The organism is Pseudomonas sp. NPDC089752 (assembly GCF_044748725.1).
In the GTDB taxonomy this organism is placed as follows: domain Bacteria; phylum Pseudomonadota; class Gammaproteobacteria; order Pseudomonadales; family Pseudomonadaceae; genus Aquipseudomonas.
On the sequence record NZ_JBIVGP010000010.1, the window covers coordinates 72512 to 98389 of the forward strand.

Genomic DNA, 25878 nt, shown 5'->3' on the forward strand with positions numbered 1-25878 from the left:
AAGGAGGCTGGCGCGCGAGGCGCCAGCCTGCCAGGTCAGGCTTCGAGGCCAGCTCTTGCCTGGCCGGTGCGCAGGGTGAAGTTCACGCCCATCGAAAGCGCCGGCTGAGGTGGGTTCCAGTTAGGCTTTGGCGCGGCCAGCAGGAACTCGGTCAGCGGCTCGCTTTTGCCCGCCAGCATGTTGGCCAGCAGGGTGCCGGTAGCGGTGCCGCGCACTGTGCCAAGGCCATTGCAGGCCAATGCGCCATACACGTTTTCACGCAGCTCGCCGAAGAAGCCGGCGCCGTTGCGGGTCATGCCCAGGCCACCGCCCCAGGTGTGCTCGAACTGCACGTCGGTGAGGGTCGGGAAGCGACGCTCGAACGACAGGCGGTGGGCGGCACGGACCTTGTTGGTATAGCCATCCTTGGAGCGGCCGTCGGGGTTGAAGCTGAAGCTGTTGCGCACCAGGATGCGGTTGTCGTGGGTACGACGCAGGGTCGAACCGAACGGGTCGGCCGGGATCACGCCCCAGAATTCCTGGCCACCGATGCTGGCCTGCTCGGCCGGGGTCAGCGGACGGGTCAGGCTGCCGTAGGTGAAGATCGGCAGCATACGGTTCTGCAGGAAGCCGAAATGTTGACCGAAGTGGTTGTTGCCGAGGATCAGCTTGTCGGCAGTGATGCGACCGGTCGGGTGATGCAGCACGATCTTCTGACCATAGTCGACGGCGGTGATCACCGTGTCTTCGTACAGCGTGACGTTCTCCGGCAGGCTGTCGGCCAGGCCTTTGACCAGGGCCGAAGGCTGGACCAGCATGGTGCCTGGGGTGTACAGCGCCTTGCGGTAGAACGAGGTGCCGATGTGGTCCTTCAGCTCGTTGCCTTCGATCAGCTCGACCTTTTCGCCCAGGGCTTCCAGGCCACCACGGTAGGCATTGAGCACCGCAATGCCCTTGTCCTCGATGGCGGCCTGGTACTTGCCGGAGTGGCGCAGGTGGGCGTCGACGATGTTGTGCTCGGCCACCAGGTCGCGAAGGATGCCTTGGCCGCGCTGGTTCAGGTGCAGGATGTTCTTGGCGTTGGCCTTGTCGCCGATGTAGTCCGGCGCGCCGATGTCGTGGGGCACGTCGATCAGGAAGCCGGCGTTACGGCCAGAGGTGCCGAAACCGACCTGCTGTGCTTCAACCAGGATCACCTTGTCCTGAGGGAAGTTCAGTGCCAGCTGGCGCGCGGCGGCAAGGCCGGTGAAGCCGGCACCGATCACCACCCATGGCGCCTGGTCGTCACCGACCAGTGGTGCTTTTGGCTGGCGTACGCGGCTGGTGTGGAACCAGCCTGGGGAGGAGTCGTCACGTGGCAGCGCATCGACGCGCACCAGCGAGGCCGGGTCGGCCGGGATTCCGTCATTGAGCAGCGCAGTGGCGCCACCGGCTGCGACAACACCGGCACCAACGCCGGCCCCGATAAGTACTTTCCTGCGGGTAACTGCCATTTACATCCATCTCATTCAGAGTGTTGGGTGACACGGCCGGGTGCGGTTCAGTGTTCGCCCGGCACGGCCGCTTGGGACAAGCCCATGCGTCGCATTGCATTTGATGATGAAAATACAATGTGTATACAGATTGTATGATTGACTGTTGGGTGCGTCAATCTGCCTCGCCAAGATGGTGCAACCCGATAGCCCTCATTTCGCTGCCAACACGGACTCGCCCTTATGCCGGGCGAAAAAAAGCCCGCAGCAAGGCGGGCAAGGTCTGTCATTTTCAGGGCTGTCATCTGTCAACCGTCAGATTGTTCTTCGGGCGGCACCTGGCCGTCGGGCCAGTCGGGTGCCTCCTGTTCCGGCTCAGGCTTGGGAATCGGTTCGCCAGGGTTATGTGGCACCTCATCGACATAAGGGTCTGGATGGTTCGGATCGATCATGATCTGGCTCTCGCAGCGGAATGTGCAAGGTGTCAGGCCGCGTCGCCGGGAGGACTGTTCAATCCGATTGCCTCGCAGGTAACCGGGGGTGGCGCCGGCGCAGGCTCGCAGTCCCGAGCGGTTTCGCCCAAGCGGATGCGCTGGTCGCAGACAGCATCGATCAATGCTTCATCGTGGCTGACCAGGAGGATGGCGGTCTTTCGTTCCGTGGCGGCGTCGAGCAGCAGTTCGAGCATTTCCTTCTGGGTGATCTGGTCCAGTCGCGAACTCGGCTCATCGGCGAAGATGAACACTGGGTCGAGCAGCAGCACCCGCAGCAGCGAGAAACGTTGCAGTTCACCGCCAGAAACCTGGCCGGGCAGGCGCTGGAGTAGCGCTGGTTCGAGCCTCAAACGCTGCAGCAATGGGCCGATGCGGCTGGCGTCCAGGCGGTGCAGCTTGACCAGATCCGCCAGATTGCGGGCCAGGGTTACGGTGGGTGGGAAAGCGGCAACCGGGTCTTGGAACAGTTTCTGAAAGGCCACGTCAGGCGCCATCGAGGGCTTGGCAACATTGCCTTCGCTGCTGCTCATCAAACCCAGGATCACATCGCCCAGCGTAGACTTGCCGCAACCGGATGGGCCGGTGACGCCAACGATTTCGCCGGGACGCACGTTGAAGGACAACTGCCTGAACAGCGCCCGGCCACCTCGGTCCACACCCAGGTCGGTCACCCTTACCACGGGGTCCCCGGCAATTTGTGCAGGTGCACGCCGTGCCCACTTCGCCGGAGCCGCCGCCAGCAGCTGCTGCGTATAAGCATGCCGAGGTACGTTCAGCACCTGCTCGGCGCTGCCTTTTTCGATCACCTTGCCCTTGAGCATGATCATGACCTCGCCGCCCAGGCGCCGGGCGACTTCGGTGTCGTGGGTGATGATCAGCAGCGCCCCGCCTTTGGCCAACCCTGCCTGCAACAACGTGATCACTTCATCGATGCGGTCGCTGTCCAGGCCTTTGGTCGGTTCATCGGCTATCAGCACCCGGGCGCCGCCTGCATAGGTGGCGGCGAACGCCAGGCGCTGGGCCATGCCACCCGATAGCTGGTACGGGTATTTGTGCTGTGCCGCCTCAAGCCCCAAGCGGGACATATCCTGGCTCGCCAGCGCCTGTGCCTGTTGCTGGTCGTGGCCGACCACGTATCGGTAGGTCTCGCTGACTTGCGGCAAGGCGCGCATGGTTGGGTCCAGGCTCAGCCACGGCTCCTGGGGCAGCACTGCGATTTCCCGCCCCCACAATGCCTGCCTGCCGTTGCTGCGGGCGTCTTCGTCGAAGCTGTCGGCGAACGCGACATGGCCATGAGCTTGCAGGCCCGCAGGCAGGTTGCCGACCACCCCTTGGGCGAACAGGCTTTTGCCCGACCCGGTCTCGCCGATGATCGTCAGCACCTTGCCCGGCAACAGTTCGATCGACAACGGCTGTACCAACTGCGCAGTAGCGCTGCGGATTTCCAGGTTCTCGGTTTTCAGCAGCGGTTTCATGGTTTGCGCCCCCCGGCGATCAGCATCAAGGCGAGGATAATCAGGAAAATGACCAGGATCGGCAGGGCGATGATCGATGGCGCCTCGGCAAAGTAGGGCAGCAACTCGGTGATCATCAGCCCCAGCTCTGCGGTCGGTGGCCGTACACCAACGCTGACGAAGCCCAACGCGGCAATGGCCATCACCGCCGAGGCGGCGCCGAAGGCGGCGATGGTCATCACCATCGGTGCCAGCTCTGGCCACAGGTGGCGCCGCACGATGTACCACGGGCCGAAGCCCAGCAGGCGGCTTGCGGTAACGGCAGGGGAGGCCAGCACCGTACGCGACAGGGCGCGGCTCATGCGAAAGTATTCGATCCACAGCACCAGCGCGACCGCGCCATACAGGGCCACGAACGAGCCAGGAAAGATGGCCACGATCAGCAGCACCAGCAGCAACCCGGGCAACGCCAGGAACATTTCTGCCAGCAGGCCGAGGCACTTGTCAGTCAGACCACCCTTCCAGGCCGCCAGCATGCCCAACAGCACGCCAGGCACCGCCGCACTGGCCACACTGACCAGGGCCAAGCCAAGTGACAATTGCACGGCCGCGGCCAGGCGCGCCAGCATGTCGCGGCCCAGGTGGTCGGTGCCCAGCGGATGGTCTTGCGTCGGCAGCGAGAGGATTGCGTTGTAGTCCTGCCTGGCGACATCGGCGCCCCATAGCAGTGGCACGAGGACGGCGAACCCGGTGAGCAGGGCGAGGACGGTGAAACCGATGTAACGCGGCAGGCTGCGTGGTTTTGGCGCCGCATCGGCGATGGCGAGTTCGAGGTTCATGCGTCTCTCCGGCGCGGGTCGATCAGATGGTTGGCCAGGTCGACGCAGGTGTTGAGCACGACGAACATCAACCCCATGGCCAGCGCTGCGCCTTGCACCACGGGGATGTCGCGTTGGACGATGGCGTGTACCAGGCCATGGCCGATGCCAGGCCAGGCGAACAGCGTTTCGACCACCACCACACCTTCGATCAGGTACACCAGTTGCACGCCCAGGTAGGTCACCACGGGTACCGCGATGTTGCGCAGACCGTGGCGGCGGAACACCGTGAAGCCGTCCAGCCCTTTGAGGCGGCCGAAGGCGTAATACGGCGAGCTGGCGACCTTGACCGTCGCGTCCCGGGCGACTTGGCTGGAAACAGCCGCCAGGCCCAGGGCGAGGGTGAGTGAGGGCAGCACGGTGTGGGTCCAACCGCCATGGCCTGCCGACGGTAGAATGGCCAGCCACACTGCAAAGATCAGGACCAGGATGACGCCCAGTACGAAGTGCGGAATGGCCCGTGTCGCGGTACTGATCAGCAGCAGCCCGCGGTCGATCAAACCGCCGGGATTGAGCCCAGCCAGCACGCCCAGAGGCGGGCCGATCAGGAACGACAGCACAACCGCGCCAAGCGCGAGCTTCACCGAGCTACCCAGTTCATGCAACACCACATCGATGACGGGCGTACCTGATACCAGTGACTTGCCCAGGTCGAGGCTGAGCAGGTCGCCCATCCAGGCGGTGAATCGCCACAGCAGCGGCTGGTCCAGGTTGAGCTCGGCGCGGACCGCTTCGGCGGCGGCGCCGTTGACCATGTCGTAGCCATAGCGCCCGACGGCGATGCGATAGGCGGCGTCGCCAGGCAGCAAACTCATCAACAGGAAGGTGAGCGCGCCGACCAGCACGGCCACCATCAGCGCCTGCAGCAGGCGCGAACCTAGCACCCGGATCATTCGGACCACCGCATATCGCTGAGGCCGAAGGTACGTTCGAACGGGTCGATGGCGGCGCCTTCTATCTGCTTCGACACGGCAATGGACTGGCGATACCAGGCGATGGGGATGATCGGCAGATCGTTGTGGATCTGCGTCAGCATCTGATTGCGCAGGGGCTGCTGCTCGGTGGGCTGGGAGCTCGACAACAGTGCAGTCAGCGCCTGGTCGAACTGGGCATTGTGCCACCCCAGAGGGCCCCATTCGGCACCACCATGGGCAAAGTCACCGTACAGGGTCACCAACGGGTCGGGCACCAGGGCGTAGTTGCGTGAGAACAAGGCCATTTGCAGGCTGCCGTCCTGGTAGGCGGCGGGAATGGCGCTGGCATTTTCGACGGCAACGTCGACGGCGATGCCAACCTCGCGCATTTGCGCTTGCAGCGCCGTGGCGATCAAGGGCAGCTCGGGGCGGTCGCTGAAAGTCTGCAGTTTGAATTGAAGGCGCTTGCCGTTCTTCTCCCGGATACCATCGCTGCCGGCTACCCAGCCCTGGGCCTCGAGCAGTTGACGGGCCGCTTGCGGATCGTACTGCAGAGGGGAAAGGCCGGGGTCGTGCCAGGCGGCGACGTTGTCGGCGAACATCTGCGTCGCGCCGGTGCCAGGCGCACGCAGCACCGCAGCGGCGATGCCTTCACGCTGGATGGCCAGGCTCAGCGCCTTGCGAACCTCCACATCAGCGGTACTGCCGTCGGCCGAGTTGATGGCCAGCATCACCACCCGCGGAACCGGCCCCATCAGCACCTGCACTTTGTCGGCGCGGGAAAGGCGGGCGATGCTGGGTGGGTCGAGCTGGAAGACCAGTTCGGCGCCGCCACTTTCGGCCATCAGGGTGCGGGTTTCGCCACGCCCTGCGCCCAGGTAAGTGGTTCGCTGGATGGTTGGTTTGGCACCCCAGTAATCTTCGAAGCGTTCTGCAGCCAAGCGCTGAGGCGGCTCCACCAAGGTTGTCTGGTACGGCCCGGTGCCGATGACCTTGAGCACATTATCGTTGGCGTCGTAGGCGCTGGCAGCGAGGATGCTGGTCGACGAGTGGGCCAGTAGCGCAGCCAGCGGCGCGAAAGGCTGCTGCAGACGGATCACGACGTCGCGTCCCTGCGCGCTGATCGATTCTATATTGGCGTTGCGCAGCATGCCCGGTTTAGTGCGGGCGACATTGAGTGCATGGGCGGCGACGGCGGCGTCGAGGTCGCTGCCGTCATGGAACTTGACGCCTTGGCGGATGGACAGGCGCCAGGTTTTACCCTCATCGGAAACGTGCCATTTTTCGGCCAGCGCGGGTAGTGGTTGGCCCTTCGCATCGGCCTCCAGCAACGTCTCGGTGATCTGCATGCGCTGGAAGATGAAACCGCTCACGGACGGATCGAGGCCGACGATCTCAAACGGGGCGACGACGTCGAATACACGATCCGCTTCTGCGGCATGTGCTGCGCAGACTGCACTCGTGGCTAAAACAAACGCTGCGAGCAGTTTCAAGGTGGGCTTCATGACAAACGGCATGGAAATCCTTTCGTGAACGTGGCCTGTCTTGCCATCAGGCCTGGCAACTGAATTCTGATGTAGAAAATTTCATCAGGCGGGGCGCGCATGGTAAATGATGTAATAACGTAACACTACTGCGGCCGCTCAATTTCTACTGCGAAGCTGTCCAGGCCGCAATGGCCGCTGACCTGTTCCAGGTGAACCTTGCCGCGTCTCTGAGCTCGACAGTCAAAGCGTGCGAGGCTGGCGACATGAATGCGATCACTCAGCAGATTGACCAGGAACAGCGCCGACTGGCTGCGGTGAATCGATGGTTTCTGCTGTATGACGATGTCGAGCGCAGGCGCGATTGCCCAAGCAGCCATTACGAAGAATTGCTCCGCCAGGTCGACGAGATGGATCGCTTGCAGCTCATTGACTGGCGCGAATGGCGGGACCTGCGTCGTCTTGCCGACCGTGGATTTCACAGAGCCATAGCAGGCGCTGACTACCATCCCATTCAGTCAATGTTACGCAGATGACCTTCATCGTCTGGTTCGCCATGCTCGGGGCAGTATTGCTGCTGCTCGCGCTCTCTTCCTCGTATCTGCGCTGGCTTCCACTAACGACTTCAGTGGTTTGCCTCGGGCTTGGAATCGCGTTGGGATCCTCCGGCATTGGCTTGCTGCATCTCGATATCGCCAAGGCGAGCAGCTGGATGGAGCACCTCACTGAAGTTGCGGTACTGTTTTCCCTGTTCTTCAGCGGGCTCAAGCTCCGGCGATCGCTGCTGAGCCGGCGGTGGTGGCCGGCTTTTTTCCTGGCCGGCCCCGTCATGCTGATGTGCATCGCGGGCGTCAGTGCGCTGCTGCACTACGGTTTCGGCCTCGACTGGGGCGTTTCAGTACTCATCGGCGCCATTCTGGCACCCACCGATCCGGTGCTGGCGACCCTGGTACAGGTTGTCCATGCGCAGGACTATGATCCCGTAAGATTCAGCCTGTCGGGAGAAGCAGGCTTGAACGATGGCGTGGCGTTCCCGTTCGTCATACTTGGGCTGCTGCTGATGCAGGATACGGCGTCAGTCGAGTGGTTCAGCGGATGGCTGATGAGGGATGTGTTATGGGCGGTGAGTGCTGGCTTGCTGAGCGGCTACTGGATGGGGCGCGGGCTAGGTAAGCTGACCCTCTATCTGCGAATTCAGCACGAGGACAGCACGGTTTCGCCCAATGACTACCTGGCATTGGCCTTGATCGCCATGGCCTATGTCGTCGCCGAAATGATCCAGGGTTACGGCTTCCTCGCCGTTTTCGCTGCAGGGTTAGGGTTGCGCCAAGCGGAGGTCAATACCTCCGGCGACGCCAGCGAGCCTGCGGAGCATCTTGTTCTACCCGTGGTGGGCCATCAGCATGTTGCACCGGAGCATGCGGTCAAAGGGGATGTTGATCGTCTGCCGGAAACCCAGGTGGCTGCCGGCATCATGCTCGGTGACATGCTCGCTTTTGGCAGCCTGGTGGAGCGTGCGTTGGAGGTTTTTCTCGTGACGCTACTGGGCGTGGTGCTTCTGGAACATTGGGACACTCGAGCCGTGATCGTTGCTGGCCTGCTATTCATGGCTATTCGCCCAGTCGCGGTCATGTGTATCCCAGGCAGGAGGCTGGCCAGCTTCAGGCAGCGAGTGCTGCTCGGATGGTTCGGTATTCGGGGTATAGGGAGCTTCTACTACCTTTTCTACGCGCTGAATCACGGCCTGGCGACCCACGCGGCTGCGCAGACAGTCAGTATGGTGCTGTCGGTCGTTGCGCTCAGTATCGTGGTACATGGCCTCACTGCGCAGCCCATCATGGCGCGTGGCGAGTGAGTAGGCATTCCCGCTTACGACAGCTGTCCCCATAGGGGCGCAGCGCACCGCCGCCCCCACAGGGATCGCCAGTTCTGCAATCATCCCCCAGATCCACCGCCGCTCGAACCACCGCCGCCTGCGCCGCCCGAACCGCCGGTTCCACTACCTGTACCAGAGCCCGAACCGGTGCCTGTGCCCGTGCCAGTCCCCGTGCCGCTACTTCCCGATCCGCCCATTCCGGAGCCATTGCCCGAACCGCTGGTAGTGCCGTCACCTCCCGTACTGTCGGTGCCATTGCTACCCGTACCGCCGCCTGACCCGGTTCCCATGCCATCACCCGGTGTACCGGATCCGCTGGCGCCGCCGTTCATCTGGCCATCGTCTTGCGTTTGTGTGCCAGGGACGCGCTGATCGTTCATGTTGGTTGCCGCCAGCACGATGGGTGCGCTTGCACTCAGGCACAGCGCCAGTAGCCATGTATGAGCCTTCATTCTCTTCATGATGAATCTCCTGTTTGCGGTGTTCGCCTAGTGTTCGGCCAGTGGCGGAGTGTGCGGTGCGATGCGACCGACGGACGGGCGACCGGTAGCAGGGAGTTGCTGATGCCACCGCACCCGGTCGATTGCACCCGTGGAACGACGGCCGGCCCTGTCAACTCCATTGCAGCAACGGCGTGATTTGGAGTGCCATGATGATCTACCTGGGTTGCGCGGGCTGGAGCTTGTCCCGCCAGTATGCCAATGAGTTCCTGCAGCCTGGCAGTCACTTGCAGCGCTATGCCGTGCGGCTTGATGCCGTGGAGATCAACAGCTCGTTCTACCGGGCGCACCTGCCTGCAACCTATGCCCGTTGGGCTCGCTCGGTACCGGAGCATTTTCGCTTCTCCGTCAAGCTGCCCAGGCTCCTCACTCACGAGCTGCGTTTGGAAAACTGTGAGATTGCGCTGGATGCCTTTCTTGGCCAATGCCAGCAATTGGGTGACCGCCTGGGCTGCTTGCTCGTGCAACTTCCGCCGTCGCTGGCCCATGATGCCCGCCGCGACCAGCGTTTCTTTGAAGCCCTGCGCCAACGTCATGCCGGGTTGGTGGCGGTGGAACCCAGGCACGCCAGTTGGCAAGCCGCGCAGTCGATGCTGACCGACTTGCGTATAGCTCAGGTGGCGGCGAGCCCTTCACGTTTCGCTGCCGATGCGCAACCCGCTGGCTGGCCCGGATTGGTTTATTGGCGCCTGCACGGCGAACCGCAGATTTACCACAGCGAGTATTCGCAGCAGTGCCTGCGACAGTTGGCTGAGCGGTTGCAGCGCAGCCACGCTGCAGGTGCGGTTACCTGGTGCATCTTCGACAACACGGCCTCTGGTGCCGCTCTGGGTAACGCGCTGGCGCTTGAGCGGTATCTGCGCTGAAGCAACCGAATCGAACCTTTTTGCTGCCGTGGGGCTCCTTTGAGAACACATTGCACCGGGAGGAGCAGCCCATGAAAATTGACGATGGCAAGACTGGCGACAAAGTCCCACGACCACTTTCTTCTGAAGAGGCGCAGCAAGGCGATCGGGCGCCAGACCCGGTGCTCGAGCGACCAGACCGGGATACCGATGCAGTGGACAAAGTTATTACCCCCACCTCTATCAAGGAACTGGAAGAACAAGCGCGCCAGATCAACCAGCAATTGGCCGAGGCCGAGAAGAAAGCCCGTCGCTGATGGAGTTGTGCTATCGCGGGGACAGTTGTGCACTGTCCACCCTTGGCCATTCGGCCCGGAGTATCGATGTATTCGAGGCTGTGCGTTGGTGCGGTTTGAGCGAGGTCCATACCTGCAAGTACAGGCCGGTAACTTCGCCGTCGGCGTCCTACCCGTCTGCTCTGTGGATCCTGAGGGAACTCGATCAGAGACTGTCAGGGGCCCCATAGAACATTTGGACATGGCTCTAGGGCGGCGATCAAGGTTCGAAAAACCATAAATGTACCCTCAAAGATACCCGCATACCCCCAGCAGTAAGCGCGATAGAGAATGGCGATTCCTGACAATTGTCGAGGTGGTACACACTGGACTCCAGTGTACCTCGAAGGCGGGCGGTCGTAAGCAAGGTGGGGCTGCGTAGGAGTGGAGGCGTTTATCATTAACGGCAGCTGTCGTTGCATGGCCGACTTTCATTGGCTCTGTGCAGATCCACTCCCCGATCTTCAGGCGCTCCCGGATCCGACGTATCGTATGATGTAGATTCTGAAACTGGATCCGAGGCTCGCGTGTTCAAGTTCCTGGTCATCGTTTTCCCCTACTTCAATGCTGCTGCGACCTCTGCATTTGTCGATCCTTTCAGGGCAGCCAACTACCTCAGCGGAGAGACTCATTTCCACTGGGAGTTCGCCTCACTCGGTGGCGGTGGCATCCGAGCTTCAAATGGCATGGACTTGTTTACGCAGTCCCTGGCGAAGGTGCGAACCGAAAGTTGGGACCTGGTGGTGGTGTCCTGCAGTTGGACGCCTGAAAAATTTCACAGCCCTCGCTTGCAGAACCTGCTCAGGGCATGGGCGAGCAAAGGGTGCATGCTTGGTGCACTCGACACTGGCACATTCTTGCTTGCAGAGGCCGGTTTGCTCTCAGGACGTCGTGCGACGGGACATTACGAGCACATTGATGCGCTCATCGAGCTTTACCCTGACGTGAGAATCGTCGAGGACTTGTATGTATTCGACGACAATCGTTTCACCTGCTGTGGTGGCTCAGCAGCGACCGACACCGCCCTGCAACTTATCCGCAACATGCAGGGTGAGACCGTCTCCAACGAAGCTGCCCGCTATGTCTTTCATCAACAGTTTCGGCCAGGCAGTACTCAGCAGAATCCGCAAGACCATCAGCCCTTGGGGCACACCATAGCGCCAGCGGTGATGCATGCGATCAAGCTGATGGAGACCCACCTGGAAGAAGTCATCAGCATTCCGGAGATCAGCGAACGGGTGGGAATCTCACAGCGACAGCTCGACCGCTTGTTCCGCGATGTGACCCATAAAACGCCTGCACTTTACTACCGCGATATCCGGCTGGATCGTGCGCGCGGTCTGGTCACCCAGACCAGCATGGCGCTGACCAAGGTGGGTGTGGCTTCGGGTTTTCCCAACCAATCCCACTTCTGCAAAATCTATCGAGAACGTTTCGGGTTAACCCCTCGCCAGGACAGGCAGGAGGGGCGCGTGCCATTCAACTATCGAGCTTGGCCAATGCACCAGGGCGGTAAAGATCGATAAGGCGTCGTTCATTGCACGCACTTATCTAAAAACGACGCCGACGAAATAAGCGAATAAATCGGCGAATTATGAACATTTTCTGCTTTTCAACCAGACCACTATCAGCGCCACAGAACGGGTAAAACTTCATGCCCGTGATAATAAAAGGGCCGTTGACATGTCTGAGTTGCTGCATCCTCGCCAGTTCGAATCGATCAAACAGGGCTATGATCCCGACCCACTTGTCTCTCAGTCGTTGCGCGCTGACGCCTATGTCGAACCTGAGTGGTTCCGCCTCGATCAACAGGCAATCCTTGCCAAGTCGTGGCAGTGGGTCTGCCACGTCGAGAAGGTGCGCGAGCCGGGTAGTTACACCACCGTAGACATTGCTGGTCACCCTATTGCCGTGGTTCGCGATCAGGATGGCACACTGCGCGCGTTCTACAACGTCTGCAAGCATCGCGCCCATCCGGTGCTGCAAGGTGAAGGCAAGACGCGCCGCATCGTCTGCCCGTATCACTCATGGTGCTACGGTCTCAACGGCAGCCTGGTCGCTGCACCGCACGTAGGCGGGCTCAAGGAGTTCAACAAGGAAGAGATCCACCTGACCCCGGTGCAGGTCGAAGAATTCTGTGGCTTCGTCTACGTCAACCTTGATCCCCAGGCTGCCCCGCTGCACGAGCAGTCCGGCGATCTGGCCAAGGAGATCCTGCACTGGGCACCGGACATCGAGAAGCTCACCTTTGGCCACCGGCTGACCTACAAGATCAAGTCCAACTGGAAGAACGTGGTCGACAACTTCCTCGAGTGCTACCACTGTCCGACCGCACACAAGGACTTCTGCACTCTGGTCGACATGGACACTTACAAGGTGCAGACCCACGGCATCTATTCCAGTCACATGGCTGAAGCAGGCAATGGTCAGAACTCGGCGTACGACGTGTCCAAGGCCAGCGTACGTACCCACGCGGTCTGGTGGCTGTGGCCCAACACCTGCCTGATGCGCTACCCGGGCCGCAGCTCGATGATCGTCCTGAACATCGTGCCCATGGGCCCCGATCTCACCTTTGAGACCTACGACTTCTTCCTCGAAACGCCCGAGCCGGACGACATGGAAAAAGAGGCCATCCGCTACCTGGATGAAGTGCTGCAGGTTGAAGACATCTCACTGGTCGAGAACGTGCAGCGTGGCATGCAGACCCCGGCCTTCGACCAAGGCCGGATCGTCACCGACCCGAATGGGTCGGGTAAATCCGAGCATGCCTTGCATCACTTCCACGGCTTGGTACTGGACGCCTATGCGCGCTGTGTGAAGTCATGAGCGGTGGCCTGAGCGACAAGGTGGCGCTGGTAACCGGTGCCACCGGGGGCATCGGCAGGGCGGTGTGCGAGCGCCTGCTCAAAGAAGGGGCGGTGGTTTATGCCGCTGATCTGTCCCAGCAGCATCCAGTGCTGGGTGCGACTGCGGTGCAGTTGAATGTTGCCGACGAGGCGCAGGTGAAAACGGCGATGCAGCAGGTGACGCAAGCCCATGGGCGGCTCGACGTGCTGGTCAACGCCGCCGGCATCGAGGTGGAACACACCATTGAACACACCACCTTGGACGTGTGGAATCGGGTGTTCGCGGTCAATGTCACCGGCACCTTCCTGGTCAGCAAGCACGCCTTGGCACTGATGCGCGAAAGCAGCGGGGCCAGCGTGATCAACTTCGGCTCCTACGACGGCTTCATTGCCGACCCGGGGCTTGCGGCGTACTGCGCCAGCAAAGGCGCGGTGCATGCACTGACCCGTGCCATGGCCTGTGACCACGGCCCCGAGGGCATCCGCGTCAATGCGGTGTGCCCCGGCTACATCGACACGCCGATGTTGCGCAGTTTCTTCCAGGACCACGGCGACATCGCCAGTCTGGAAAGCGCAGTGCGCGATGTGCACCCCACCCGGCGCTACGGCACTCCGGCCGATGTCGCCAACCTCGTTTACTGGCTGGCCAGTGATGAGGCCCGCTACGCCAGCGGCCAGTTGTGGATTCTCGATGGTGGCCTGACCGCCCAAGTACAACAAATGAAATTGTGAGCCTTGCCATGCCAAAATCCGTGATCATTACCTGTGCCACTACCGGTGGCGTGCACACCCCTACCATGTCGGAATACCTGCCAATTACCCCGCAGGAAATTGCCGATTCGTCCATTGAAGCCGCCAACGCTGGCGCCTCGATTATCCACCTGCATGCCCGCAACCCCGAGACCGGCAAGCCGGATCCTCGCCCTGAGCTGTTCCAAGACTTCATGGGACAGATCCACCGTCAGAGCGATGCTGTGCTCAACGTGTCGACCGGTGGCGGCCTGGGCATGACCCGTGAGGAGCGCCTGCGAGCTGCCCTGGCGGTCAGCCCGGAGATGGCTTCGCTGAACGTGGGCTCGATGAACTTCGGCATCTTCCCGATGAAGGCCAAGTACTCCAACTGGAAGCATGACTGGGAGCCGGCCTTCCTCGACAGCACCCGCGATTTTATCTTCCGCAACACCTTCGCCGACATCGAATACATCGTCAAAGAACTGGGCGAGGGCCATGGCACCCGATTCGAGTTTGAATGCTACGACTTGGGCCACCTGTACAACCTGGCGTGGGTGATCGATCAGGGCTGGGTCAAGCCACCGTTCCTCATCCAGATTGTGTTCGGTGTGCTCGGTGGCGTTGGCGCCGACCTGGACAACCTGATGCACATGCACACGGTGGCGCAGAAGCTGTTCGGCAAGGATTACGAATGGTCGGTATTGGCAGCTGGCAAGAACCAGATGAACTTTGCCACCCAGGCTGCAATGCTCGGCGGCAACGTGCGAGTAGGTCTGGAAGATAGCCTCTTCATCGGTGCGGGTGAGAAGGCCAAAAGCAATGCCGAGCAAGTGCTGAAGATCCGTTCGATCGTCGAAAACCTCGGGCTCAAGGTGGCCACGCCTGAAGAGGCTCGAGCGCGCCTCGGATTGAAAGGTCGCGACAAGATCACCTTGTGATTCGTGATTGGGGATACGCCATGCATATCAAAATGTTGATCAACGGCGAGCTCGTTGAAGGCGCCGCTGCGCCGCTGGCTGTCATCGACCCGGCCACGGGCGAGGAGATCGTCAGTGTTCGCCAGGTGGATGATGCTCAGTTGGATGGCGCCGTGCGTAGCGCGCATGAAGCGTTCGAGTCCTATTCGAAAACTACCCCGACGCAGCGTGCTGCTCTCTTGCAGGACATTGCAGGCGTGATCGAGCAGAACGCTGAAGAACTGGCCTCCTTGGAGAGTCAGAACGTCGGCAAACCATGGCCATCGGCGCTCGACGACGAAATGCCGATGACCCTCGATACCTTTCGGTTCTTTGCAGGAGCCGCCCGCACCATGGCTGGTGTGGCTGCCGGAGAGTACGTTCCTGGTCACACAAGCCTGATTCGTCGCGACCCGATCGGCCCAGTGGCGGCTATCGCACCGTGGAACTATCCGCTCATGATGGCGGCTTGGAAGTTGGCGGCGCCGTTGGCAGCAGGCTGCACCGTGGTACTAAAGCCCTCGGAGGTCACACCGCTATCGACGCTGCGCCTGGGGCAATTACTGGCGGATGTGGTACCCAAGGGTGTCATCAACATCGTGCACGGGATTGGCACTTCGACCGGGGCTCGTCTGATCAATGCTGAAGGTATCGAAGCCGTAAGCATCACCGGTTCGCCGGCAACAGGAAGTGCGGCCATGCGAGCGGCTGCACAGCAGATGCGTCAGGTTCACGTCGAACTCGGCGGCAAGGCGCCCGTAATCGTTTATGAGGATGCCGACGTCGATAAGCTGGTCGCGACCCTGCGCGCCACGGCATTTTTCAATGCGGGTCAGGACTGTGCACAGCCTTGCAGGGTGCTGGTCGCCAGCAAGATCTATGACCGCGTCGTCAGTGCCTTGGCCGAAGCTGCGACATCGATCAAAGTTGGTGCGCCAAGGGCTAACGGAACAGAGATGGGGCCGCTCGTGACCGAAGTGCACCGCCAACGGGTAGCCGGGTTCGTAGACCGCGCTCGGGCTTACGCTGAGGTAGTAACAGGAGGAACGGTCGAACCTGGCGGTGGCTTCTTCTACAGCCCAACCGTGGTTGCTGATGTCGACCATCATGCTGAAATCGCAACCCAGGAAATGTTCGGGCCGGTGATATCGGTATCTCGGTTCACCCCGGATCAAGACCCCGTCGCGATCGCCAACGCTACCCGTTATGGCCTGGCCTCGTCCCTGTGGACGCGTGACAGTGGGCGTGCAATGGAAGCCAGTAGCCGCCTGCGTTATGGCTTCACGTGGGTTAACACGCATGGTGTTGCAACGCCAGAAATGCCTTGGGCGGCCATGAAGGGCTCGGGCCACGGTTGCGACATGTCGGTGTTTGCGCTGGATGCCTACACCAGTGTTCGTCACGTCATGCTTGCTCACGGGTGATCAGCATGGACAGATCCGCAGTAATCGTGACGGGTGGTAGCCGAGGCATTGGCTTCGCCATCGTGGAAAAATTTTTAGCGCAAGGGCGCCAGGTCGTGACGTGTGGGCGTGGAGTAAGGCCAAGACACTTTGATGCATCGGTCGAGTGGGTGCAGGCCGACGTCTCCAAACCCGAAGACGCTCGATACATCGTAGAGCGTGCTGAGCAGCGCTTTGGTCGAGTGAGCATCCTGGTCAACAACGCCGGCGTGCAGATCGAAAAAACTGTTCTGGAAAGCACTGATGCCGATTGGGATGAGGTGATGGGCATCAACGCCCGCGGGACTTTCAACCTTTGCCGTGCAGTTCTGCCAGGGATGGTTCAGAGCGGCGGTTCGATCATCAACCTGGGCTCTATTTCAGGACAAACAGCTGACCCGTCCATGGCGATCTACAACGCGTCCAAAGCGTTCGTACACGGGCTTACCCGCTCGATTGCGGTGGATCACGGGCCCCGAGTGCGTTGCAACGCCATATGCCCCGGCTGGATCATGACTGCGATGGCCGAAGACGCCTTTGCCATGGCGGACAACCCTGACAAGGCCAAAGCGGATGCTTTGGCTCGTCACCCAGCAGGCCGGTTTGGACAACCTGACGACATCGCCGAAACGGTGGTGTGGTTGGCATCCGATGCGGCGCGATTCATTACCGGACAGTGCTTTGTGGTTGATGGCGGCCTGACCAGTGCTTCCCCTTTACAACCGAGGTTTTTCTGATGAGTGAATTTCAAAATGTCGCGGTGATCGGCGCTGGTGTCATCGGTGCTAGTTGGGCCGCACTGTTCTTGGCGTCCGGGCGTAACGTCGCCGTCTATGATCCGTCGCCGACCATGGAAGCTGATGTTCGTAGCTACATCGACAATGCTTGGCCGACACTGCGCGAGCTGGGCTTGACCAGCGCAGAGCCGGGTCAACTGAGTTTCCACGATGATGTTGCCAGCGCAGTGCAACACGCCGATTTCGTGCAGGAAAGCGTGCCGGAGCGGATTGCGATCAAGCACGACCTTTTCGCTAAGTTGGAGGCGGCGCTCAAGCCAGGTGCCATCGTGGCGTCGTCCGCGTCCGGCCTGCGCCTGGGCGAGATGCAGGCGGGTTGGAAGAATCCGTCGCACTTCATTCTCGGCCACCCCTTCAACCCGCCGCACCTCATTCCGCTGGTGGAGGTCATGGGCAACGACAAGACCGCTGCCGGTGTCGTCGAGAAGGCTGAGCGCTTCTATGACCTAGTCGGCAAGGTGACCATCCGGGTCAACCGTGAAGTGAAGGGACACGTTGCAAACCGCCTGCAGGCTGCGCTGTGGCGAGAGGCCATTCACCTGGTCAAGAGCGGTGTCGCCAGCGTGGAAGATGTCGACAAGGCCGTATGGGCGGGCCCAGGTCTACGTTGGGCTGCAATGGGGCCAACCATGCTGTTCCACCTGGGCGGTGGATCGGAAGGCCTCAGTTCCTTCTGCCAGAAATATACCGATAGCTTCAACGGCTGGTGGGATGACCTGGGTGACCCACGTCTTGATGCAGAAACGGCCACCATGCTCGTGGAGGGCGTTAATCACGAAGCCGGGGCCAACAGTTGGGCTTCTCTCGCGACAACTCGGGATGAACTGATCACTCACATGTTGAAGGCAACCGCGCCACTGCGGCGCCGTTGAGTTTGGGCCCGAGGCGCTTACCGTCTCGGGCCAGTTTGCCGTTGCGTGAGGTTTGCCATGCCTGATGACGTATTGACCCTACAGATAACCGACCTGATCGCCGAAGCCAAAGGCATCATGGTCATAGAGCTGCGCTCTCCTTCGGGTAACGCGCTGCCGTCCTTCAAACCCGGCGCCCATATCGAACTGCATTTGCCCGGCGATATCGTGCGCCAGTATTCCCTGTGTAACGACTCACGAGAGAACCACCGTTATTGCGTTGGGGTTGGCCTTTCGCCCATCAGTCGCGGCGGCTCCCGGCATGTGCATCAATCGCTTCGCGTGGGAGACACGCTGAAGATCAGTCCACCGCGTAACCATTTCCCATTGGAAGAAGACGCGTCCGGTTTCGTTTTCTTCGCAGGCGGAATTGGCATCACACCGGTGTGGTCGATGATCCAGTGGTGCGAAGCCAACAAGCGTCCTTGGCACCTCTTTTATCTTGTACGTAATCGTCAGCGTGCGGCGTTCCTGGAGGAGCTTCGTGCTTTTGGTGATCGGGTCACCTTGCATGCTGACGATGAGGCGGGTGGTTTGTTCGATATCGCTGGTGCGATCGGTCAACAGCCGCCAGATGTTCACTTCTATACCTGCGGGCCTACGCCACTAATGCTTGCCGTAGAAGCAGCCGCAAGTGGCTACCCCGATGAGCAGGTGCATTTCGAGTGGTTTACGCCGAAGGAGCCGAAAAACTCGGGGGCAGATAAAGCCTTCACTGTAGAACTGGCCAAGAGCGGCAAGTCGTTCGAAGTGCCGGCAGACAAAAGCATTCTTCAGGTACTGGAGGCGAACGGCCTTCGCGTCGAGAGCTCTTGCCGGGAGGGGACATGCGCCTCGTGCGAAATTTGCGTCCTGGAGGGTATCCCCGACCATCGCGACAGCGTGCTGACAGCAGCCGAACGCAAGAAGAACGATGTGATGATGATCTGCGTTTCCCGGTCGCTTTCAGAAAGCCTCGTTCTCGATCTCTGAAATGCGCCCATGACTTCTGGAAGGATTTACTCGTGAACAACCTGCTGCTGATTCACCAGGCCACCATTGGCGAAGACTGGATCGATTACAACGGGCACCTGCGCGATGCCTTCTACTTCCTGCTGTTCAGCCATGCCACCGATGCGCTGATGGATCACATCGGCCTCGACGCCGACGGCCGGGCCATTTACGGCCACACGCTGTACACGCTGGAGGCCCATATCAACTACCTGAGCGAAACCCGGCTAGGGGAGGAGGTGCAAGTATTTACCCAGGTGATCGACCATGACAGTAAGCGGCTGCACATTGTCCATCACTTGTATCGTCCCAAGGACGGAGAACTCTTGGCTGCCAGTGAGCAGATGCTCATGAACATCGCCAGTGAGGCTGGGCGTGCGGCTAAATTCGCCACGTCTGTAGAAGCGAAAATCAGCGCGATTTACGAATCTCATCGATCACTGCCGCGTCCCGGCTATTGCGGTCGTGTGATTGGCATTCGTCGCTGAAATATCTGTTGCTGCACCCATAGAACAACAAGACTGCGTTGCCTCTGAATAACAAAAAACTGCCGCTTCCCATAGCTGCTACAGAGAGGATTTGCGTCATGAAAAATGCACTGCGCGTTATGTTCTGCTCCGTCTTGGCCCTTTCCGTGAATACCTATGCAGCTGAGCCATCTCAGTGCCGCTTGGTGCGGATGTCTGATCCCGGCTGGACTGACATTCAAACCACCACCGCCATCGCCACCACACTGCTGAAGAGTCTCGGCTATCAAACCAAATCCACGTTGGTCGGCGTGCCGCTGACCTTCAAGGCTCTGGCTGACGGCAAGAGCATGGATGTGTTCTTGGGCACTTGGCTGCCAACCATGGAACCTGATCTCAAACCCCATCGTGATGCAGGTGCAATCGATATCGTTCGAGTCAATCTGCAGCATGCCAAGTATACGTTGGCAGTTCCGCAGACCTTATGGGATCAAGGGCTGAAGGACTTTGCCGACATCCCGAAATTCAAGAACGAGCTGGGTGGCAAGATCTATGGCCTTGAACCCGGTGACGGCGGCAACAATGCGGTACTCAAGGCCATTGGCGATAACGCTTTCGGCCTGAAGGACGCCGGGTTCTCGGTGGTCGCGTCCAGCGAGTCGGGCATGCTGGCCCAGGTTGAGCGCGCGCAGCGGCGCAATCAGGCGATCTTGTATCTGGGTTGGGAGCCGCACCCGATGAACACCCGCTTCAAGATGAAGTTCCTCACTGGCGGCGACGACTACTTCGGCCCTGATTTCGGCGATGCCACGGTCTACACCAGTACTCGAAAAGGTTACGCCGAAGAGTGTCCGAACGTTGGGCAACTGCTCAAGAACCTGAGCTTCACCCCTGGATATGGAGAACCACATAATGGGCGCCATCCTTTACGACAAGATGGAGCCGGAGGCGGCTGCCAGGGCCTGGTTGAAGCAGAATCCTCAGGTGCTCGATGGTTGGTTAGCAGGGGTGACTACATGGGATGGCCAGCCTGGCCTTGAGAAAGTCAAAGCGGAGGTGGCGCCATGATGAACTATCTCCAAGGGCTGAAGAAGCGCTCACGTGCGTCATCGTGGATCGCACTGGGCCTTGCAGGGGCAGTGTGTGCCCTGTCGAGTGGTGGCAGCTGGGCGTCTAATCCCGTCGAGTGCAAGATGGTGAAACTGGGATCGACCAACTGGTCGGATACCGTAGCGACTTCCGCAATGGCTCAGCTCGCAATGGAGCCGCTGGGTTATCAGGTGAAGCTCACAACAGCTTCCCAGCAGATCATCCTCGCCGGCCTGGCTGACAAAAAGCTGGATACGTTCCTGGGTTACTGGCAGCCAACCATGCAACCGGTTGCTACTCCCTATATCCAAAAACAGCAGATCCAGGTACTCGCTCCCGCTGCATTGCCCGATGCACAGTCCACCTTCGCTGTACCGCGTTACGCGTTCGATGCAAGACTACGTACTTTCGGCGACATCGCGAAATTCAAAGACAAGCTCGACTCCAAAATCTACGTCATCGAACCTGGCAGTGGCTCAAACCGCATCACCGCGAAAATGATCGAGAACGACCAGTTTGGTCTCAAAGGTTTCACTCTGATGGAGTCGAGTGAGGCGGGGATGTTGACGGCGGTGAAGCGCGCCGTGAGCAGGCAAGAGTGGGTAGTGTTCTTCGGTTGGAAACCACATCCCATGAACCTTCAGCTGGACATGGTCTACCTAACCGGAAGCGATGATGCATTCGGCCCAGGCGAAGGCGCAGCGACCGTTTCGGTGATGACAGCCAATGGGTACGAACAACGTTGTCCCAACTCTGGCCGGCTACCACAAAACCTGTCCTTCAAAAGCGATCAGGTAAGCCACCTGATGGTGCCAATCCTGGAACGAGTTTCTCCAAAAAGACGCGGCGTTTGCTTGGCTCAAAGCCAACGCCGAACAGGTAAAGCCCTGGTTTGATGGGGTGACGACTCGTGATGGAAAACCCGGTTTCGATGCGTTCCAGCATTTTCTGAATAAGTAACCTTGCCCCGAAAGGGGCACATTGAAGGGGTTGTCTGAACGGCCAGGCCTTGCCTGTCTGGGGAAAGGCTCGCCTGAAAATAAGGACAATAAAATGAAAGTCGAGAAGCGAAGTATCGAATTCGTACCGCACAACGAGCGCTATGGTCGGCCACGACGGTTGTTCACTGTGTGGTTCAGTTCAAACCTGCAGGTGACAGCATTGATGATCGGTACATTGGGTGTGGCCTCAGGGCTGAGCCTGATGTGGACGCTTGCAGGGTTACTGATTGGCTGCATGTTGGGCACCATCTTCATGGCAGCTCATTCGGCGCAAGGGCCGCATCTGGGGGTGCCTCAAATGATCCAGAGCCGAGCCCAGTTCGGCGTATTCGGAGCGGCTATCCCACTGTTGGTGATGGTGACTGCCGCAGTGCTGTTCATGGCGGCCAGCGGCGTCTTGATGCGAGATCCGCTCAAGGCGCTGATCCCAGTCTCGGACAACCAGGCAATCTTGATTATCGGCATCTTGACGTTCCTGATTGGTGTCGTTGGCTATGAGCTCATTCATCGCATGGGGGCTTGGATGACCTTGCTGTCATCAGTTGTGTTCGGCGCTGCCTTGGTACTGGTTTTGATCCGAGCAAGCGCTGCCGAGGCAATCCATGTGGATGCAGGTGGTTTCTCGATGCCGGTGTTCAACCTGGTGATCGCACAAGCTGCATCCTGGACACTAGGATATGGCCCCTATGTGGCAGATTACTCCCGTTATTTGCCAGCGGATGTCCGCACCAAGGATACGTTCTGGACGACTTATTTTGGCTGCGCACTAGGCTCTCTGGGAATGATGGCGTTGGGGGCAACCCTGGCTGCTGTGGTGCCATCCGCTCTTGACGTCGACCCAGGGACTGCGATCGCCACCCTGTTTGGCCCTTGGGCGAAAGCCGCTCTACTGGTGGTTGCGCTCGGAGTAATTCAGTACAACGTCTTGTGTCTTTACAGCGCCTACATGTCCACCACGACTATTTTCAGTGGATTTGCCAAACTGCAGCATGTGCGGCATGGCACCAAGACATTGCTCATGGCGGTTCTCTCGGTACTTGCCTGTGTCATTGCTATCCAAACGCAGTATCACTTCGACACGTTCTTTGCCGACATCCTGATAGGCCAGCTTTACCTATTAATTCCTTGGAGTGCGATCAACCTTGTGGATTACTACGTAGTTCAGCGAGGTTGCTACAGGATCGACGATCTCTACGATGCTCGAGGTCGATATGGCCGTTGGAACGGGAAAACCATGATCGTTTATGGCGTATCAATCATCGGAACCGTTCCATTCATGAAGTTTTCGTTCTTCGAGGGCTACTTTGCGAAGCTGATTGGGGCAGACGTTAGCTGGATCGCTGGATTGCTCTTGGCGGGCTTCCTTTACTTCATCATCAACTGGGGTCGAGCATCGTCACTAAGCATTCAACCAGCCAAAGATCAGCGAGGTGTCAGAGCCTTTGTGAATGCAGAGGAGTAGAGTTGAAAGTGAACAGGTAATGGTCTGAGGCATGCGGCAGTCAGCTGCTCGTTTCGCCAATAGCCGGACACTGGAAGCTGTTCGGAGTTCGCCGTGACGGGGGAGTGGCAGTCGTCAGACGATGGAGATAGCAAGTGATCCCTATCAAGGTTGTGCAGATCACGGAATACTTGTTGCTGATCCGTCATGCGAGCGCTTGTTGCTGTGTCTTGGCCCGCATGACAATCACCCTGGCCATGAGCCTTCTGACCTGGCAGCGATCAGACCTTGATGGCTGCACTACGACCAAAGCCGAAACGCATGACCAGGTAGTAGACAATGCCCAGTAGCAGCCAGCAGCTGCCCATCCACAGCGTCATCGGGCGCATGGCGGACATGATTGCAATGATGATGATCAGGGCGACCAGAGGAATGGCCAGGTGCTGCAGCACGTTACCGGTGCGTTTGCGGCCCCAGAAGTACCCCACGACCGAGATGTTCACCAGCATGAAGGCGGTGAGGGCGCCAAAGTTCTGGAACAGGGCAATTTCTTCCAGGTGGTCCTGGAACAGCAGGGCAATGATCAAGGTGACAGCCGCGACGAACAGGTTGGCGACCCAAGGCTGGCGTGTTTTCTTGCTCAGCCGGCCAAGCACCGACGGCAGCTGCTTGTCGCGGCCCATGGCATAGATGATGCGCGTCACGCCCATTTGGCAAACGATGGTGCAGGGCACGCCAAAGGCAATGGCGGTGCTGATCGAGGTCAGCGCGAACAACCAGTCGCCACCTGCGTAACGGGCAATGTCATAGAACGCGGTGTCGGCTGATCTGATATCTGCACCTGCCGCCAGGTCACTGGCGACCCAGGTCTGCGCAACGGCGAGTATCGCGATGATGATCAAGGTCGCCATGCCGGCAAAACCAAGCAGATGCCGCTGCTCCTTCTTTACCTCTTCACCCAGCGTGGTGATCGCATCGAAGCCCAGGAAGTTCGAGGAACCCAATAACACCCCGGCGCCAATGGCGGACCAGGTGAAGGTGTCTTTGTTGAAGAACGTATCGAAGGTCAACGCGCCACTGCCTTTGCCTTGATACAGCGCATGGCAACCGGCAATCAGGAAAGTGGCCAGTACTGCCAGCATGCCGATCAGGAAGAATTTATTGACCTTGGCCGTCACCGATACACCCACGAGGTTCAGCGCAGTCCCCAGGCTGACAAAACCGATGATCCAGGCCCAGCGAGGGATTTCCGGGAACAGGTTGTTCATGGCGGCGCCGCTGATGACTGCCAGCAACCCAGGGATCAGGATGTAATCCAGGAACACCACCCACCCGGCGAAGAAACCGACGAACTCGCCCAGGCCTTGTGTCGCATAGGCATAGGCAGAACCGGCGACGGGAAACTCCCGGCTCATCAACTGATAACTGCGCGCGGTAAACATCATGGCCACTACGCTGAACACATAGACTAAGGGGACCATCCCGTTCGAGGCATTCGCAATGATGCCGTACAGTGCGAATGGCGCGATCGGGAGCATGTAAACCATGCCATAGACGATAAGATCGGTAACGGTAAGCGAGCGCTTCAGGGTAACTTCACGCCCATCATCAGATTGAGCGTCGATCATTTCAATGTCATGTACATGTGGTTTAGTGGTGGTCATGCCTTGTTCCTCGAGAAATAGTGTGCCCTGAAGCAACGCCGGTATTTCTTCTTATCGGTCATTTTATTGTTCGAGTGCGCAGCACATTGCACGCTGCGCCCTCGCTTTTCACTGAGGGCAGTTAGATCTACAGATGGCTTGTTTATTATTTTTCCACGTGTGCACAGGCCTCGAGTTTCAATCGAATGCCATTACCGGTTCCTTCAGGATTTTCTCGTTGACGTTGATGCCTAGACCCGGTGCTTTCGACACCGTTATTCGTCCTCCCTTGACCACAATGGGGTTTTCCTGGTCGTAATGCCCGTCGATGTAAGGTTCGGCGATCCAGGTGCCTTCGAGCAGCCGCGGGTCTACCGTGGCTGCCATTTGCACGCAGGCCGCTGCGACGATATCGCCACCCCATGCATCATCGCAGGTATGCGGGATTTTTTTCGCGGCACAGGCATCTCGGAACGCCTGCATCGCCCGCAGGCCGCCCAGGCGGCTCACTTTCATGCCAAAGCCGTCGATGCTGCCCGATGCGATCGCATCGATGGCAATGGCCAGGTGGGTACTGCTTTCGTCCATGTAGACGGCATGGCAAATGAGTGGGCGAATCGCCTTGAGCTCTTCGAAAGAGTCGCAGGGCTGCTCAAGAATGAACGGAATATCCTTGCACGCCTGGCTCAAGCGGATGGCGTCGCGTTGCAACAAGCCCCGGTTGGCGTCCGCAGCAAGCCTGGTGTCCGTGCCCTTGATCCTCTCCCAAACCCTGTGAAGCGTTTCGATGTCTTCTTCGATGGCTCGACCGCCCACTTTGACCTGCAGCCTCGAATAGCCTGCCTTTTGCTTTTCCGCCAGGGTTCGGGCGGTTTCTTCGGGTGAGGCAATGATCGCTGCGTAATAAGAAGGGATGTGCGCTGTGACGGCGCCACCGAGCAGGGTGCTGACCGGCACGCCGAGTATTTTCCCCAGCAAGTCATAACAGGCAATATCAATCGCTGATTTTGCGTAATGATGCCCGTTCAGTGTCTGTGCCATCTTCTGAGCAATGGCATTGGGCATCACTTCAGTGCCAATCAATTGCTTGGCCAATACCTTCAAGGCGGCCAGCGCGCCGTCGATGTGGGATTCCGCATAAACCGGCCCCAATGGGCAAGTTTCGCCCCAACCCCACGCACCCTCGTCGGCGGTCATTTTAACCAGCGCGGCGCTCAGTGCATAAACATCACTTCCCGCCATCCGGTAGGGGCCATTCTTGACGGGCAAGTCATATTGGTAGACTTCAATGGTTTTTATTTTCATGATCTGGGCCTGGTAAAAGAGTGCGGT

Annotated in this window: 22 protein-coding genes and 2 pseudogenes; 15 read left to right on the top strand and 9 right to left on the bottom strand. The window is 59.5% G+C overall.

Translation table 11 applies throughout. The features are described 5' to 3' along the window. Window positions 1-35: 35 nt before the first annotated feature. From ACIPZF_RS17970 to ACIPZF_RS18000, 7 genes are all read right to left on the bottom strand, one after another. A complete protein-coding gene (locus tag ACIPZF_RS17970; RefSeq protein ID WP_400801948.1) occupies window positions 36-1358 on the bottom strand; it encodes an NAD(P)/FAD-dependent oxidoreductase in 1323 nt (440 codons plus the stop codon). Window positions 1359-1759: 401 nt separating this feature from the next. Beyond that, window positions 1760-1903 (bottom strand): hypothetical protein, encoded by a 144-nt coding sequence (locus tag ACIPZF_RS17975; RefSeq protein ID WP_400801733.1) that lies wholly within the window; start codon window positions 1901-1903, stop codon window positions 1760-1762. A gap of 32 nt (window positions 1904-1935) precedes the next feature. Then, entirely contained in the window at window positions 1936-3420 is a 1485-nt protein-coding gene (locus ACIPZF_RS17980) for an ABC transporter ATP-binding protein (RefSeq protein ID WP_400801735.1), read from the bottom strand. Beyond that, window positions 3417-4238: an ABC transporter permease gene (locus ACIPZF_RS17985; protein WP_400801737.1), complete on the bottom strand. Its 822-nt coding sequence runs from the start codon at window positions 4236-4238 to the stop codon at window positions 3417-3419. The genes ACIPZF_RS17980 and ACIPZF_RS17985 overlap by 4 nt, the downstream gene beginning before the upstream one ends. Continuing rightward, window positions 4235-5170 (bottom strand): ABC transporter permease, encoded by a 936-nt coding sequence (locus ACIPZF_RS17990; RefSeq protein WP_400801739.1) that lies wholly within the window; start codon window positions 5168-5170, stop codon window positions 4235-4237. The genes ACIPZF_RS17985 and ACIPZF_RS17990 overlap by 4 nt, the downstream gene beginning before the upstream one ends. Beyond that, entirely contained in the window at window positions 5167-6708 is a 1542-nt protein-coding gene (locus tag ACIPZF_RS17995; RefSeq protein WP_400801740.1) for an ABC transporter substrate-binding protein, read from the bottom strand. The genes ACIPZF_RS17990 and ACIPZF_RS17995 overlap by 4 nt, the downstream gene beginning before the upstream one ends. A 113-nt stretch (window positions 6709-6821) precedes the next feature. Next, complete coding sequence (locus ACIPZF_RS18000) at window positions 6822-7184, bottom strand: hypothetical protein (protein WP_400801741.1); 363 nt, start codon at window positions 7182-7184, stop codon at window positions 6822-6824. Between the two features lie 23 nt (window positions 7185-7207). Here ACIPZF_RS18000 and ACIPZF_RS18005 point away from each other — a divergent pair, with 23 nt between their 5' ends. From ACIPZF_RS18005 to ACIPZF_RS18075, 15 genes and pseudogenes are all read left to right on the top strand, one after another. After that, the gene (locus ACIPZF_RS18005; RefSeq protein ID WP_400801742.1) at window positions 7208-8530 is read left to right on the top strand and encodes a cation:proton antiporter; all 1323 of its coding nucleotides are present in this window, start codon (window positions 7208-7210) and stop codon (window positions 8528-8530) included. Window positions 8531-9203: 673 nt separating this feature from the next. Continuing rightward, window positions 9204-9917, top strand: a complete 714-nt coding sequence (locus ACIPZF_RS18010) for a DUF72 domain-containing protein (protein ID WP_400801949.1) — start codon at window positions 9204-9206, stop codon at window positions 9915-9917. Window positions 9918-9988: 71 nt separating this feature from the next. Beyond that, complete coding sequence (locus ACIPZF_RS18015; protein ID WP_400801743.1) at window positions 9989-10213, top strand: hypothetical protein; 225 nt, start codon at window positions 9989-9991, stop codon at window positions 10211-10213. 545 nt (window positions 10214-10758) lie between these two features. Continuing rightward, window positions 10759-11757 carry a GlxA family transcriptional regulator gene (locus tag ACIPZF_RS18020; protein ID WP_400801745.1) on the top strand — a complete coding sequence of 333 codons (999 nt, stop codon included), beginning with the start codon at window positions 10759-10761 and terminating at the stop codon, window positions 11755-11757. 157 nt (window positions 11758-11914) lie between these two features. Then, window positions 11915-13057, top strand: coding sequence for an SRPBCC family protein (locus ACIPZF_RS18025; RefSeq protein ID WP_400801747.1), 1143 nt, complete (start codon window positions 11915-11917; stop codon window positions 13055-13057). Further along, window positions 13054-13809 carry an SDR family NAD(P)-dependent oxidoreductase gene (locus ACIPZF_RS18030; protein ID WP_400801749.1) on the top strand — a complete coding sequence of 252 codons (756 nt, stop codon included), beginning with the start codon at window positions 13054-13056 and terminating at the stop codon, window positions 13807-13809. Before ACIPZF_RS18025 ends, ACIPZF_RS18030 begins: the two co-directional genes overlap by 4 nt. A gap of 8 nt (window positions 13810-13817) precedes the next feature. Beyond that, the gene (locus tag ACIPZF_RS18035; RefSeq protein WP_400801751.1) at window positions 13818-14747 is read left to right on the top strand and encodes a 3-keto-5-aminohexanoate cleavage protein; all 930 of its coding nucleotides are present in this window, start codon (window positions 13818-13820) and stop codon (window positions 14745-14747) included. 20 nt (window positions 14748-14767) lie between these two features. Then, window positions 14768-16189: an aminobutyraldehyde dehydrogenase gene (locus tag ACIPZF_RS18040; RefSeq protein WP_400801753.1), complete on the top strand. Its 1422-nt coding sequence runs from the start codon at window positions 14768-14770 to the stop codon at window positions 16187-16189. Between the two features lie 5 nt (window positions 16190-16194). Continuing rightward, window positions 16195-16944, top strand: a complete 750-nt coding sequence (locus tag ACIPZF_RS18045; protein ID WP_400801755.1) for an SDR family NAD(P)-dependent oxidoreductase — start codon at window positions 16195-16197, stop codon at window positions 16942-16944. Further along, complete coding sequence (locus ACIPZF_RS18050; protein ID WP_400801756.1) at window positions 16944-17876, top strand: 3-hydroxyacyl-CoA dehydrogenase NAD-binding domain-containing protein; 933 nt, start codon at window positions 16944-16946, stop codon at window positions 17874-17876. Before ACIPZF_RS18045 ends, ACIPZF_RS18050 begins: the two co-directional genes overlap by 1 nt. 57 nt (window positions 17877-17933) lie before the next feature. Next, complete coding sequence (locus ACIPZF_RS18055; RefSeq protein WP_400801758.1) at window positions 17934-18887, top strand: PDR/VanB family oxidoreductase; 954 nt, start codon at window positions 17934-17936, stop codon at window positions 18885-18887. Window positions 18888-18919: 32 nt separating this feature from the next. Next, the gene (locus ACIPZF_RS18060; protein ID WP_196172920.1) at window positions 18920-19393 is read left to right on the top strand and encodes a thioesterase family protein; all 474 of its coding nucleotides are present in this window, start codon (window positions 18920-18922) and stop codon (window positions 19391-19393) included. A 98-nt stretch (window positions 19394-19491) separates the two neighbouring features. Continuing rightward, window positions 19492-20440: pseudogene (gene choX / locus ACIPZF_RS18065) on the top strand (choline ABC transporter substrate-binding protein). Then, a pseudogene (locus ACIPZF_RS18070) lies at window positions 20440-21421 on the top strand (glycine betaine ABC transporter substrate-binding protein). Before choX ends, ACIPZF_RS18070 begins: the two co-directional pseudogenes overlap by 1 nt. Before the next feature lie 93 nt (window positions 21422-21514). Next, window positions 21515-22924, top strand: a complete 1410-nt coding sequence (locus ACIPZF_RS18075) for a purine-cytosine permease family protein (protein ID WP_400801760.1) — start codon at window positions 21515-21517, stop codon at window positions 22922-22924. Window positions 22925-23184: 260 nt separating this feature from the next. Here ACIPZF_RS18075 and ACIPZF_RS18080 read toward each other — a convergent pair whose 3' ends face one another. Further along, a complete protein-coding gene (locus ACIPZF_RS18080) occupies window positions 23185-24567 on the bottom strand; it encodes an APC family permease (protein WP_400801761.1) in 1383 nt (460 codons plus the stop codon). A gap of 177 nt (window positions 24568-24744) precedes the next feature. Then, the gene (locus ACIPZF_RS18085; RefSeq protein ID WP_400801763.1) at window positions 24745-25851 is read right to left on the bottom strand and encodes a mandelate racemase/muconate lactonizing enzyme family protein; all 1107 of its coding nucleotides are present in this window, start codon (window positions 25849-25851) and stop codon (window positions 24745-24747) included. Window positions 25852-25878: the final 27 nt, after the last annotated feature.